At 43.9% G+C, this 14,104-nt stretch carries 11 protein-coding genes; 9 read left to right on the top strand and 2 right to left on the bottom strand.

What is annotated here, in order from left to right:
• Positions 1-7 precede the first annotated feature (7 nt).
• The 3 genes from L3V33_RS12505 to L3V33_RS12495 all read left to right on the top strand — a co-directional run bounded on the left by L3V33_RS12505 (position 8) and on the right by L3V33_RS12495 (position 3,279).
• On the top strand, positions 8-1,564 hold the full coding sequence (locus L3V33_RS12505) for a TadE/TadG family type IV pilus assembly protein (RefSeq protein ID WP_237290504.1): 1,557 nt from the start codon (positions 8-10) through the stop codon (positions 1,562-1,564).
• Between the two features lie 8 nt (positions 1,565-1,572).
• Complete coding sequence (locus tag L3V33_RS12500) at positions 1,573-2,211, top strand: OmpA family protein (protein WP_237290503.1); 639 nt, start codon at positions 1,573-1,575, stop codon at positions 2,209-2,211.
• Between the two features lie 126 nt (positions 2,212-2,337).
• On the top strand, positions 2,338-3,279 hold the full coding sequence (locus L3V33_RS12495; protein ID WP_146454569.1) for a sensor domain-containing diguanylate cyclase: 942 nt from the start codon (positions 2,338-2,340) through the stop codon (positions 3,277-3,279).
• A 97-nt stretch (positions 3,280-3,376) separates the two neighbouring features.
• Here the strand turns inward: L3V33_RS12495 and L3V33_RS12490 are convergent, their stop codons facing one another.
• Positions 3,377-4,636 (bottom strand): adenylosuccinate synthase, encoded by a 1,260-nt coding sequence (locus L3V33_RS12490; RefSeq protein ID WP_102393905.1) that lies wholly within the window; start codon positions 4,634-4,636, stop codon positions 3,377-3,379.
• Positions 4,637-4,850: 214 nt separating this feature from the next.
• On the opposite strand from L3V33_RS12490, the gene L3V33_RS12485 reads away from it, so the two are divergent.
• From L3V33_RS12485 to L3V33_RS12470, 4 genes are all read left to right on the top strand, one after another.
• Positions 4,851-5,723: a LysR family transcriptional regulator gene (locus L3V33_RS12485; protein WP_121603296.1), complete on the top strand. Its 873-nt coding sequence runs from the start codon at positions 4,851-4,853 to the stop codon at positions 5,721-5,723.
• Positions 5,724-6,003: 280 nt separating this feature from the next.
• Positions 6,004-6,939: a CDF family Co(II)/Ni(II) efflux transporter DmeF gene (dmeF, locus tag L3V33_RS12480; RefSeq protein WP_237290502.1), complete on the top strand. Its 936-nt coding sequence runs from the start codon at positions 6,004-6,006 to the stop codon at positions 6,937-6,939.
• Positions 6,917-7,333: a MarR family transcriptional regulator gene (locus L3V33_RS12475; RefSeq protein WP_004733937.1), complete on the top strand. Its 417-nt coding sequence runs from the start codon at positions 6,917-6,919 to the stop codon at positions 7,331-7,333. The genes dmeF and L3V33_RS12475 overlap by 23 nt, the downstream gene beginning before the upstream one ends.
• Positions 7,334-7,956: 623 nt before the next feature.
• A complete protein-coding gene (locus tag L3V33_RS12470; protein WP_237290686.1) occupies positions 7,957-9,678 on the top strand; it encodes a methyl-accepting chemotaxis protein in 1,722 nt (573 codons plus the stop codon).
• A 140-nt stretch (positions 9,679-9,818) separates the two neighbouring features.
• Here the strand turns inward: L3V33_RS12470 and L3V33_RS12465 are convergent, their stop codons facing one another.
• Positions 9,819-10,058, bottom strand: a complete 240-nt coding sequence (locus L3V33_RS12465) for a PAS factor family protein (RefSeq protein WP_004733935.1) — start codon at positions 10,056-10,058, stop codon at positions 9,819-9,821.
• A 239-nt stretch (positions 10,059-10,297) separates the two neighbouring features.
• On the opposite strand from L3V33_RS12465, the gene L3V33_RS12460 reads away from it, so the two are divergent.
• Together L3V33_RS12460 and L3V33_RS12455 are read left to right on the top strand one after the other, a co-directional pair.
• Positions 10,298-11,296, top strand: coding sequence for a DHH family phosphoesterase (locus tag L3V33_RS12460; RefSeq protein ID WP_171312920.1), 999 nt, complete (start codon positions 10,298-10,300; stop codon positions 11,294-11,296).
• A 487-nt stretch (positions 11,297-11,783) separates the two neighbouring features.
• The gene (locus tag L3V33_RS12455) at positions 11,784-13,973 is read left to right on the top strand and encodes an immunoglobulin-like domain-containing protein (RefSeq protein WP_237290501.1); all 2,190 of its coding nucleotides are present in this window, start codon (positions 11,784-11,786) and stop codon (positions 13,971-13,973) included.
• Positions 13,974-14,104: the final 131 nt, after the last annotated feature.

Raw genomic sequence — 14,104 nt, 5'->3', positions numbered from 1 at the left:
AATGAAAATGCAGCACGATCGCCATATCAATCGCCAGCATCTCAGTCTCCAAAGACAGCAAGGGGTTGCCGCGGTTTGGATGGGCTTATTGCTTGTTCCAATCATGGGCATGACTTTTTGGGCGGTTGAAGGCACACGTTATGTTCAAGAGACTAGCCGATTACGAGATTCAGCAGAGGCTGCGGCGATAGCGGTAACCATTGAAGATCAACCGGATCAGGCTCGTGGGCTCGCGACCAAGTATGTCGAAAACTACGTGCGGGACATCAAATCAACCAACCTTTCTGCCGACCGGTTCCACCAAGCGGAAGACGAGGGCACTGGGGTTCTTGAATACATCCAATACACAGTGAATGCCAAGACGACGCACGACTCTTGGTTCGCGAGTAGCTTTATCCCTTCGTTTGATCAGCAGCAAGACTTAGCGGGACGCTCGTTAGCGAGGAAGTACCCTGTTTATCTTGGTGACAACAACATCGATATTGTTTTTGTGTCGGACTTTTCCGGTTCAATGAATGAAAGGTGGGGTTCAAGTCGACACATAAAAATCGACGATCTAAAGACAGCCATCGATGAAATATCCAGCAAAATTCTTTGCACATCGATTAAACAGGACTACGTCGATGGAGAGTGGAAATACGTTTGTGATGAGCCCGGAGAAGATACAACCGGAGACAAGCTGCTTAATCGAGTTGGCTTTGTGCCTTTTAACGTTCGAACTAGGGAGATCGTCTCAGGAAATCAAGCTCGGGCGACAAGCCAGTTGAGTTATAAAGATAACTATAAAACGAACGTATCACCTTATTCCTACAACGATGTTAACTGGGATTACTGGCGTACCTACTCGCAAAATGAGGTGATCAACTGTGCGAACTGGCAATCATATTGTCCCAATCCAAAATCGGACAATCGACGGTACGCCAAACGCATTCAGGATGTGATTTATCAAGATAATTACTTGGTTGCCGATGTCTACAACTACGTTGATTTCCCGAGTTCAGTATCGACGATGTTTACTGATAAGTCGGGGTTACAGCCTGATTTTTATAGTGTGAGTGGAACAAGTTTATTTAACGCGCATGGTTCTTCCAATTCATCGCAGTTTTCTAACATTCAACTATCGAACAAGCTTTCAGACTTGAATCCGATTAATTCGATGTGGGCAGACGGTGGCACTGCGGCTTTTCAAGGTATTTTGAGAGGTTCTCAGGTGCTTCATGACGGTGACCCGAACAGTTCCGAGCAAGAAGAACAACAAGTCTACAACAAGAAAATCAAGATGCTGCTGATCTTAAGCGATGGGCAGGAGAGTCCGAATAACGGCATCCTCAAAGGGTTAGTCGACAGAGGCATGTGTAACAAAGCAAGAGAGGAAATACCAGGCTTATACATAGGTGTTATTGGTATCGATTTTCGAGCATCTCAACAAAGTGGTTTTCAAGACTGCGTTGTCGACCCAAATGAAGACATCATCGACGTATCTAACTTAGATGAATTGATTGAAAAGATAGAAGAACTCATCCGTAAAGGCTCAAAAACAAGCGGAATCACTAAGTTGTATTAGAGGAAAATATGAAAAAGTTAATGATCAGTTCAATCGTCCTATCGACATTGCAACTTAGTTTTATCGCTCATGCGGAAGAAGGTATCAGTGTTTATTGCGACACCGCATTCAGTGAATATCAACATAGTGTAAGAGTCGATAATGTCGTCGGCATTGCACAACACAGACAGGGCTTTCTACAAATAGAGCAGCCGTCTGACAGCAGTGAGCTAAAACAAGCGTTAGCAGGTCAATCCAATCTCGGTATGAACCAATCAGGTTGTAAGACTTGGATTAGTAACCAAGAGCGTCAAGGGTTGCTCGCTCGCCTTCATTTTGGTTTCGACCAACACAACTTAACACCAATGGGCAGCAAAGCATTGAGCCAACTAGCTGGCGAATTAAAGACTAACGGCAGTGCGATTACAGTGGATGGACACACTGACAGCACTGGCGAAGCAGGTTATAACCAAGCATTGGGGCTCCAAAGAGCGCTGACTACGTCGAATGGTTTAATCGCGGATGGTGTAGAGAAGAATCGCCTTGTTATACGCTCATTTGGTGAAAGTAAACCTATTGCGTCCAACGCAACGTCAGAGGGTAGAGCCAAGAATAGACGTTCAGAAATTTGGGCCTCTGCGAATGATGCTTCCGAACTAGAAAACTAGGATGTAGGGCTTGGTTGTTACTTTGTCGTAATAACCACCCTAAGCTATCGCTCTTGGAATTTTTGTTACAACGTATACTAATGAATATTCAATTAAGTTTAACTGTCTGATACTAAAGAAATATTAATGCTTTTTGATAAGTTCTCTTCTGAAGGGATGCAAAAAAATATCGATGTCGATACTTGGGTATCTATATTGGATAACATACGAGACATCATGGACGCATCGAATGCGGGCATCATCATGATCTCTGATTTGAGTTGCTCTGGTTCTGAGAGCGTGTGGAGCTCCTCAAACATATCGTGTAACCAACATAAGAGCAAAATTAGCCTCTTTTGTGAGTATGTGCATAACGAAAATCGCACGGTTTATTTGAGTGGTCATGCTGGTGGTGATTCCGTTTCTGCGAATGGGGCGGATGCCTATAAGTCGTTTTGCGGCGTCCCGGTAAGAGATATCGATGGCGAAGTGTTTGCGGTGCTCTTGGTTTTTGATTTAAGCCCAACAGCGTATACCGAGAGCCAAGTTAGCTTGATTGAAAACATATCGACTCTATTGCGTTCTGAAATTCTATTAAAAGAAGAGAGCCGGATTTTATACAAAAACAGTCACTTTGATATCATGACAACGCTGCTTAATCGAAGGGGCTTCTTCCATGAATTCAACAAAGCAAACATCAGCGATGGAGAGATCGTTTGTTTGTATTTCGACTTGGATAATTTGAAGTACATCAATGATACTTATGGCCACTTCAAAGGTGATGACTATATCTCTGGCTTTGCGTCATGCATAAAAAACAATGCAAAGTACAACATCATATCGGCTAGGGTCGGTGGTGATGAGTTCATCGTCGTCATACATTCAGAAGAGGCTGGTTATGTTTCTGAGTTGATCAATAAAATCCACACTGAATTTCATGACTTCATTGAAAGCTTTCGTTGTGATGATGAGGTGCAACTCGGTTTTTCATATGGTTGTGGTATCGCTGACTCTCGCAGTTTCAACATCATAAATCTAATAAAGTCTTCCGATGAAAACATGTACCTCAATAAGAAAAACAAGATTTAGATGTTCGTGACGGGCGTAAAAAAGCCCACTAGTGTGGGCTTAGATGTAGATGTAGATGTAGATGTAGATGTAGATGTGGGTCTAATAGTCTTCTAAACTAAGCTCGAATGATCATTTGTTCGCGCTCTGGACCTACTGATACCATCACGATTGGCACGCCCATCAACTCTTCGATGCGAGTTACGTAATCTTGTGCCGCTTGAGGAAGGCTTTCAAACGTGCGACAACCAGTGATGTCTTCATCCCAACCTGCCATATCTTCATAAACAGGTTTTAGCTCAGCCGTTTGTGGCCAAATCGGGTTCTCAGTGTGTTCACCTGAGTAAGCCGTACAGATCTTAAGTTCAGATAGACCAGATAGGCAATCAATCTTAGTTAGTGCGATTTCAGTCGCGGCTTGCAGGTCAACACCGTTGCGAGTAGCTACTGCATCAAAGTAACCCATATCACGCGGACGACCCGTGGTTGCACCGTATTCGTTAGAGCTTTCGCGGAAGCTGTCTTGCTCTTCCATTGCCGTCACTAGCGTGCCAGTACCTACTGACGAGCTGAACGATTTAGCAACAGCAATAATGCGTTCAGGGCGAAGGGCTGGTAAACCACTACCAATGCCAGCATAAGCAGCCGTTACGTTTGAAGATGTCGTCCACGGGTATTCGCCATAAACTAGATCACGACCTGCACCTAGCTGAGCTTCAAACAGTAGGTTCGCGTCTTGCGATTGCAGTGCTTTTAGAGGCTCAGTTACGTTGCAGATGAACGGGCGCCAAGCTTTAGTTACTTCAAGTAGCCATTCTGTCATTTCAGAAGCAGTCTGAGAGAAGTCACATTGAGGGTATAGCGCTTTAAGTTGAGGCATCTTCCAATCAAGTAGGAATTGAATGCGTTGCTCTAAAATTTCAGGTTGATTCAACCAACCGACAAGAATGCCTTTCTTCATCACGCGATCTCCGTATGCTGGTGCAATACCTTGACGTGTTGAACCGTAAGCGCCGTCACCCAAACGCTCTTCTTCAAGGGTATCTTCAAGGGCGTGTAAAGGCAGGCACAGTGTCGCACGATCTGAGATCGCCATTTTCACTTTGATGCCAGCCTCTTGAACTTCTGCAATCTCTTGAGTCAGCGCAGCAGGGCTGATCACCATGCCTGGGCCAAGAACCGCTGTACAGTCAGGATTAAAAATACCACTAGGTAGTTGGTGCAGTTTGAATGTACCGAAGTCATTTACCACAGTATGACCTGCATTGTTTCCGCCTTGAAAACGAATGCTAGCAGAAGCTTGGTCTGCTAAAAAATCGACGATGCGGCCTTTGCCTTCATCACCCCAGTTTGCGCCCACAACAACGATAGATGGCATAATTTTTCTCCTAACTGATTGAGAAATCATGTTAGGCCTACAAAGTGGATAAGAGAAATTAATTATCTTTATTATCTTGATAAGGATTTCATATATCCTTAAAGTCTTAAGCTACAAACGAGATTCCCTATCACGTTCGTTCCTCACTGTAGGGAATGACGATGGGGCATTCTTTACTTTTAGGGAATGATATTAGTGACACGAGAGAGAGGACATGATGCTCGATATTAATTTGTTGAAGACGTTTGTGACGCTAGCGGAATACAAGCATTTCGGGAAAGCGGCCAATGCACTGCATATGACACAACCTAATGTGAGTTTGCACCTAAAACAACTGGAACAACAAACACGCATCAAGTTGATAGAGCGAAGTCCGTTTCAACTGACTCAAGCAGGCGAAAGGCTCTTAGAGACAAGCCTAAGAACGCTACTCGAACTCCAAATTTGTCAGGCCGATCTCAATGCGATTAACGATCTCAAAATAGGGACGTTAACCATTGCCGTAAGTGACATCATTTCTCGATTCTTGCTAATTCGCCCGTTCCAGAAGTTCAAAGCGCAGTATCCCGGCATTGACCTTACGCTCTTGAATACCACCTCATCTCAGGCATCGAGTTTAGTTAAAAATGCTCAAGCGGATATTGGTTTTGTTATCGCCAAAGAACAGCACAACGAGTCATTGTATTTCACTAAGCTGCAAGAGCTTTCTTGGTGCGCGCTAGGCGATGGGTTTGATATCCAAGACTCTGATGCAGAGCTCACTTTGATTCTACTTGGCCACGATACGAGAACGCGTGACTTCATTGATGAAGGTTTACCAAGCCTTAATCTACCTAATTATAGGGTGATGGAAGTAGGGAGTGTCGACGCTCAAATCGATTGGGCGGAAGCGGGATTTGGTGTGGCGATTGTTCCTGAATTTGCGGTATCCACCAAGCAGCATTTGCATTCGAAAGTGACACCGTTGATGAACTTTTCTAGCACCAGTCTTGGTTATATTGTTCGGCAGAACCAAGTGTTGTCGAAAGCCACCAAGCAATTGTTAGGTTGGGTGAATGATGAGATTACCCTGCTGCAAAACCAATAACTCCATCTGATCTTAGTAGCCCACCTCGTGTGGGCTTTTTTGTGTCTGCAAAGCGCAGCTGTTTCTCCACCTAATAGGCTGTCGAGCTAATTAGATCCCCCTATAAATTATTACTCTCCCAAATCAGAGCCTTAAAATTCATCGTTGACAATGTTTGATAATCAAACTAAATTCCATTTATTGATTTGATTATCAAACTACTTGTCAATCAAAGCACTTTTTTAGCAAGATTAATCAGTAACGACTCCTAACATTGAACACACGAGCTAAGGACGCCATTTTGAGTTTTCCAACACGTCACCAACACAACTTTTCTTCACATAACAGCCAAGGTGAAAAGCGTACTTTCTACGTTCTCTTGTTAACTATCATCACCATGGTTGTCGAGATCGTTGCCGGTACTATTTACGGCTCTATGGCGTTACTTGCCGATGGTTGGCACATGGGGACGCACGCTGCAGCGTTTGGCATCACCTTATTTGCATACCGTTATGCGAAGAAACATGCGGAGAGCGAACGTTTCTCTTTCGGCACTGGCAAAGTCAGTGTGCTAGGCGGCTACACCAGCGCGATCGCATTGGGAATTGTGGCGTTATTGATGCTGGTGGAGTCGGTGCATCGCTTATTCAACCCGCAAGCAATTCAGTTTAACGAAGCGATTATCGTGGCATGTATCGGTTTGACGGTGAATGTCGTCAGTATGTTTTTGCTCGGGGATCATCATCATGATCACGGACACGAGCATGGCCACAATCATAATAAGAATCATGAACATCATCACGATCACAACTTACGAGCAGCTTACATGCACGTCTTGGCCGATACATTGACGTCTCTGCTGGCGATCGTCGCACTGCTATTTGGTAAGTTTTACGGCTGGAACTGGTTAGATGCAGCAATGGGAATGGTTGGTGCATTTGTCATTGCCAAGTGGACGATGAACCTTATGAAACAAACCAGCCCAATCCTGCTGGATGAGAATATCGACCAAGATTATCGTGACTCAGTGACCAAAACCTTAACGCCTTATGCGACCGTAACCGACTTACACATGTGGAAGGTGAGTGGGCATCACTATTCAGCAGCGATTACTCTTGAATCAAACAGTGATAAAACCGTCTCTGAATATAAACAAATGCTCGCCAAGTTTGATAAGATTAATCATCTTACTCTTGAAGTGCATTCAAACGACCATGCGAAATATAGAACAGCTTAACCAAATACTGACTGAGTTCTACGATAAAATGTCTTCGTGGGAGCAGTCTGTTGTCAAAGAGACAGGTTATTCCCTTGCTCAAGTACATACCATTGAAGTGCTTGGTATGCATGGCGCGTTAAGAATGAAAGAGCTCGCTGAAAAGTTGGGTATCACCACGGGTACGCTTACCGTTCAAATCGAAAAGTTGGTTAAAGCTGAATTGATTGAGCGCCATGAACACCCAACCGATCGTCGTGCGATTGTGGTTGCCTTGACGGATGAAGGGCAGAAGATACACGTTCACCACAATCAGCTTCACTTGAATTTGGTTAGTGGACTAACACAAGACATCGAAGAAGATGAGAAAGCGGTGTTATTGAAGTGCCTAACCAAGATGGTGAAAGCGTTTTAGTCAGCCTTGAGTTCGCACCCTAACTCTTTAGCTGCAAAGCGATTGACTAGACAATCAAAAAATGGACCTGACTCGAATTGAGTAGGTCCATTTTTTTCGCCGTTTACGCTTTACTGTACAATCATCAATAGACGGATTCACTGTTTAAAAACCAAGTCAAAACCTCCACTATTGCGCTTCGCTCGTGCTCTTCTGGAGAGCCAAAAAAATGTCATCATAAATAATACATCCAAATGTGCTTCAAAGTCTTTTAATTCAATGCCTTGTATACCATGGCATTCAAGCTATTTATGTTCCGTCAAATAGCTGTCTCTCACTTTTATCATTCAACTAATGTACATGTATTCAATTTGTGTTATTGATGCTTTTATCTTTAGTGAAAAGATTCATTCTCTGTTTGAATACCATTGAGAATGTCACTGCTGGTGGGCTGAACAGTCGCTAGATTTAGTGCTCATTACTGATACAAAAACCATAACCATAACAATAACCAGGTCGCACGAGTTGTATACCATGCTTAGATGCGATCAATTAGATACTCAAAGTTAATTTAGTAAAGACGAGCCACGTATATGAATATAAAGAAAAAGCTCTATTCGTTGGGGATGTTCTCCATCTTCGGCATGATTTCACTGTTGTTTACCACATCGCAATTTGCAGACACCACCGCTCAAATGAGCGAAGCCAAACAAATCACCAAAGAACTTGAAGTGCGACTACTCAATCTTCGCCGTAACGAGAAAGATTTCCTATTACGTAGTGATATGAAGTACCTCGCCAAGTTCGACGCAAACTACAATAAATTCTTAGCGTCTGAATCTGAGCTCAATGCAGTGCTCAGTGATTTAGGTTTAGCCAACAGCGCACACCTACGTGAAGATATTGAAACCTACCACACAAGCTTTGTTAACTTAGTAAAAGCGAGTGAAGTGTATGGATTAGTACGTGACAAAGGTTTGCTCGGCCAGTTTCATGAAGAGCTAGACAGCATCAGTGCAACAGTCGGCGCAGAGCAAAAAGTAGAGCTGTACCTGTTTAACGATCTGATTGAAAAGGGCACATTTGACCCAAGCGTTCTTTCTATTACTTCGAATGCAAGGTCAAGTGCACTTTTAGATGCTGCAAAGCAAGTCGTTGCGCAGAAGCGTGTGATTGGATTGAAGCATAACGAAGGTTTGTTAGGGCAAGCACGCTCAGGTTCTCACGCGATTGAAACTCAATTTAAAGAGTTCTCAGCGGTATTGGACCAAGAAACCCAACAAGAGATGGACAAACTATCGCTGATCAACAACATTCTTTGCGTCACGCTACTCGTGTCGATCATTCTGTTCAGCTGGTTAATCGTCCGTTTTATTATTGGTAAAATCGAATCTCTACTTTCAGTGATTCGTAATATTGTTGATTCGAACGACGTGTCTATTCGTTCACACCTAGATGGTAAAGATGAACTGAGCACGTTAGGTCAATACTTCAACCAACTGTTGGATCAGCTTGAAGGCTTGATCGCTGCATCTCAATCTAAGTCACTGCAACTGACCCAAAGCACGTCGAACATGCATGACGAGCTAGAGTCAGTAATCAAACAGTTTGAAGTTCAAGCAAATCACACCTCTACAATGACTACGTCAGTGCAAGAGATGGTACTCACCATTGGTGAAATATCAGAAAGCACATCAGTTGCGGCTGAAGGTGTTCATCAAGCAAAAGTGAATGCCGATAAAGGCCGTGAAGTGGTGGTCGATACGATCAGCAATATTACCCAGTTATCTGAGCGCCTTTCAAGCAGCCAAGATTCAATAAGCTCGCTGAATCATCATGTTGATCAAATCGGCGATGCAGTGAACATCATCCAAGGCATTGCAGAACAAACCAACTTATTGGCATTGAACGCGGCCATTGAAGCGGCACGCGCCGGTGAACAAGGCCGAGGCTTTGCCGTGGTTGCAGATGAAGTTCGAGCTCTTGCAAGCAGAACGCATCAATCTACAACCGAAATCACCAGCGTTGTTACGGCAATTCAAAGCCAAATGAACGCTTCGATGACCGAGATTGGTGAATGTAACCAACAAGGCCAACTGACTTTGAAAGATTCGGAAGAGCTCGATGCTAGCCTGCAGCTTATCTTAAGCGATATGGAAAGCATCCAAGGTAATTCTGAGCGTATCGCATCAGCAATTGAAGAGCAGGGTGCTGTTATGGCACAAGTGAGTGACTCAATCTCCGAGTTAAACACCATCTCTAACGACAACAACGCATCAGCTCAGCACTGTTTAGTTGAAGTTGACAAGGTCGCAGAGCAAGCCCATGACATGGATAAAGCGGTGGCGCAGTTCAAGACTTCTTAAAATTTAGAGTAAACTAAACCAAAGGCGTGGATCATCTGCGCCTTTTTTGTGCCTAAAATTCAACTAGATAAATGACGAGAATAAAAACGGCCCGATCTGGGGGAAGATCTGGGCCGTTATATTACGCATTTAAAGGGGAATTACTTATTTCGGCCTTCCAGCACATCCAGTGCCAGCTCAACCGCTTTATCAATATTGTCGCATCCCGCTAACTTACCTGAGCTGATAGGACCAAGCACATTAGCGTATAACGAGAGCTGCTTGTTAAATGGCAGGCTCAACTGCTCATATAACCGCTGTCTAATCTCGGCATGTTGCTCAGGAGCGTGAGCAGCAAGGCTTTTCAAAGTGTCATAAACAAGAGTGGTGGTAGTGTTCATTCGTCTCTTTATCATTAAGTGGGAGGCGCTTATTTTATAATCTTTTCAGGTTTGTTTACTGTGATATAAGTCATACAATATTATTAATGTGTTTATCTTTTGAATCTAATGAGAATAAGGCATTCCAAAATAGACTTAAGTATCTGTGAAATATAACTAAAATAATGACAGACTATCGAACACACGAACGAATTGGCGCGTTTCTGGCAAACGGTTAAATCTATAGGAAGAGGAACAACATGCACTACGACGTATTCAACGGAGACGCAGATGGCATAATCGCGTTGTTACAGCTGCGATTAAGTGAGCCAAGAGAGAGCGTGCTCGTTACTGGTGTAAAGCGTGATATTAAGTTGGTCTCTCAAGTTGTTACTCAAATGATGGAGCCGGGCAAGCAAGGTGACGTTTCATCCGTTACTGTTTTAGATGTGTCGATGGAGAAAAACCTGCCTGCATTGCACTCACTGCTAGACGCCAACATCAAGGTATTTTATTGCGATCACCACCGAACAGGAGATGTACCAACTTCTGAGCATTTAGATACTCTGATTGATACCGCGCCAGAGAGCTGCACGAGCTTGCTGATAAACCAGAAGCTGAATGGTGCGCATGTGGCTTGGGCAATCGCAGCTGCCTTTGGCGACAATCTAAAAACTGTGGCCGCGCGGCTAGCGGATGAAAATGGATTCGATCAATCTCAAACTGAGTTTTTAGAAGAGCTAGGTACCTTGGTTAACTACAACGGTTACGGTTCGTCACTCAGTGATTTGCATTTCACGCCAATTGAGCTCTACCAAACCCTTTATCAATACCCGAACCCATTTGACCTTTTAGATGATAAAAACTCTGTGTTTTATCGACTACGAACTGCCTATCAAAATGATCGCCAACAGCTATCAAACCTTGCTCCTGTTTATGAAAGTGAAGTCGCACGTGTGTTTGAACTGCCAGGTGAGACGTGGGCAAGGCGCATCAGTGGTGTATTTGGTAATGAAATCGTTAATCAAGATCCAAACCGAGCGCAAGCAGTATTAACGAAAAACCAAGATGGCTTGTCTTACACGGTGAGCTTACGGGCACCATTATCAAACAGAACGGGCGCAGACGAAATTTGTTCTAGTTTTGATACGGGTGGTGGAAGAAAAGCAGCAGCGGGTATCAATCAACTCAATGAAGAAAATAAGATGAATTTTATTTCACTATTGGATGTATATTATTCATCTGGTACTGAGGGTTAACTGAAAAATCCCTGAGGTATACATCCAAAATTCCACAAATTTTCACTCCTATATGCCGTTATACGTGTGTATCTCTAGCACATGTATGACGACTATATCCAAGCTATTTTAGTGATGTCACTCGCAATGGTATCTGGTCTGAGGTCAGTAATTACAGTGTGTTTGAACCGATTTTTGTCGATTTAAAGTTCGTTTTCTCCTATTGGTGATTTTTTATATTTTCGGTTAATTATCTATGTGAATTAAGGTTAATTAAATATTTGCATGGTCAATGTGTTCGGCAGAAAATAACAGCTTTTAGCATTTCATTTTGAATGAAAAGTCAAAATCATATTGATTCTGATATTCAATCTGTGACTTAAAATCACAAGTTAAATCAAAGGTCATCTTTTCCTATAAATTCCATTACTTCTCTATAAATATTCATGATTACAATGAATTGGTTCGGTTGTGATTGGCACAGCTGTTAAGTAAGGAAGTGGGACTAATGTTGAAACGTAAAGCTCTACAATTAGCTGTATCGGTCGGCATGGCCGCAATGTCTGGCGCTGTTTATGCGAATGGTTCAGATATGACGAATCCAGATTCTGGTGTCGTGGTCGGTTATTGGCACAACTGGTGTGACGGTGGCGGCTACCAAGGTGGTAATGCGCCATGTGTAACGCTGGATGAAGTGAACCCAATGTACAACATCGTGAATGTGTCATTCATGAAGGTTTACGATGTGGCTGATGGTCGAATCCCAACTTTTAAACTGGACCCAACCGTTGGGTTATCAGAAGAACAATTTATTGACCAAATTGCCGAACTCAACAAGCAAGGCCGTTCTGTACTGATAGCGCTGGGTGGTGCTGATGCACACGTAGAACTTGAAACGGGTGATGAAAGAGCCTTTGCTGATGAGATAATCCGCCTTACTGAGCGTTACGGTTTCGATGGCCTAGACATCGACCTTGAACAAGCAGCAGTAACCGCAGCAAACAACCAAACGGTTATTCCTGACGCACTTAAGCTAGTAAAAGATCACTACCGTGCCGAAGGGAAAAACTTCCTTATTACTATGGCGCCTGAGTTCCCGTATCTAACGACAGGCGGTAAGTACGTTCCTTATATCGATAATCTAGAAGGTTATTACGACTGGATTAACCCACAGTTCTACAACCAAGGTGGCGACGGTATCTGGGTTGACGGTGTGGGCTGGATTGCTCAAAACAACGATGCATTAAAAGAAGAATTCATCTACTACATCTCTGATTCTCTGATCAACGGAACGCGCGGTTTCCACAAAATTCCACATGACAAGCTGGTGTTTGGTATTCCTTCTAGCATTGATGCTGCAGCAACCGGCTTTGTGCAAGATCCTCAAGATTTATACGACGCGTTCGAGACCTTAACAACTCAAGGCCAACCGCTGCGTGGTGTAATGACTTGGTCTATCAACTGGGATATGGGTACTAACAAAAACGGTCAACAATACAACGAGCAGTTTATTAAAGATTACGGCCCGTTTGTCCACGGTCAAGTGACGCCACCACCAGTAGAGGGTGAGCCAGTTCTTAAAGGTGTCGAAAATGCCCGTGTTCTTCACGGCACAACGTTTGACCCAATGGAAGGCGTAACGGCAACCGATAAAGAAGACGGTGATCTAACGTCATCAATCGATGTTGAAGGTTACGTGGAAACCAGTGTGATTGGCACTTACGTTCTAACTTACCGAGTGAAAGACAGCGATAACAACGAAACCACTAAAGCGAGAACGGTAGAGGTTTACAGCCAGAAGCCAGTATTTAATGGTGTGTCTGACACAACTGTTGTGTTGGGAACTGCATTTGATGCTATGGCAGGCGTAACGGCGAATGATGCTGAAGATGGCGACCTAACAAGCACTATCACACACACTGGCAGTGTCGATGTAAATGAAATCGGCAACTACACGCTTGTGTATAGCGTAACAGACAGCGCGAACCAAACTGTAACCGCTGAGCGTAAAGTGTCTGTGACGGATGGTTCTAACTGTGCTGCTGCATGGGATGCCGACACCGTTTATGTTGAAGGTGATCAAGTCTCTCATGACGGTTCAACGTGGGGAGCAGGTTGGTACGCTCGCGGCGAAGAACCAGGAACAACAGGTGAGTGGGGCGTTTGGAGAAAGGTTTCAGACTCTTCATGTGGTGGTAACCCAGATCCGGGCGATGACTTAGAGCTTGCAGTTTCAGGCCTTCAGTCAGAATATGCGCCAGATAACGGCAATGTTCGTTTAGACCTAACACTGACATCAAATGAAACTTTAGATGTTACGGCTATGGTGATCAACAGTGCAGGGACTGTGGTTGAGCAAACTCAGGTTAACTTAACGGACAGCCGCGCTATTACCATGGACTTATACGATGTAGCGAAAGGGCAATATGCACTTGAGGTTGTCGGCAAGGCATCCGATGGTGAAATGGTGATGGTAAACGATTCGTTCACTGTTAAAGACGGTGGCGGAACGACTCCACCTCCAGGCGATTACCCTCCATATGAAGCAGGCACAAATTACGCAGCAGGTGACATTGTGGTAGGCAGCGACAATGGTCTGTACGAATGTAAGCCTTGGCCATACACGGCTTGGTGTGCAAGCGCATCTTACGCACCAGCAGAAAGCCAATACTGGCAAGATGCTTGGACAAAGCTGTAGTCTGATAGCTCGACGTTAGCAATATAAAGTAGACGATCAAAGAGAGGCCATTGTGCCTCTCTAATTTTATGTTCAAACATTTCTGACTTAGAGCTTTAAACAATTCTAACTTAGAGCTTCAAACCTTTCCT

The organism is Vibrio sp. A2-1, assembly GCF_021728355.1.
GTDB lineage: Bacteria > Pseudomonadota > Gammaproteobacteria > Enterobacterales > Vibrionaceae > Vibrio > Vibrio splendidus_K.
The sequence above is the reverse complement of the archived record's forward strand: the minus strand, read 5'-3'. Positions and strand labels throughout refer to the sequence as shown.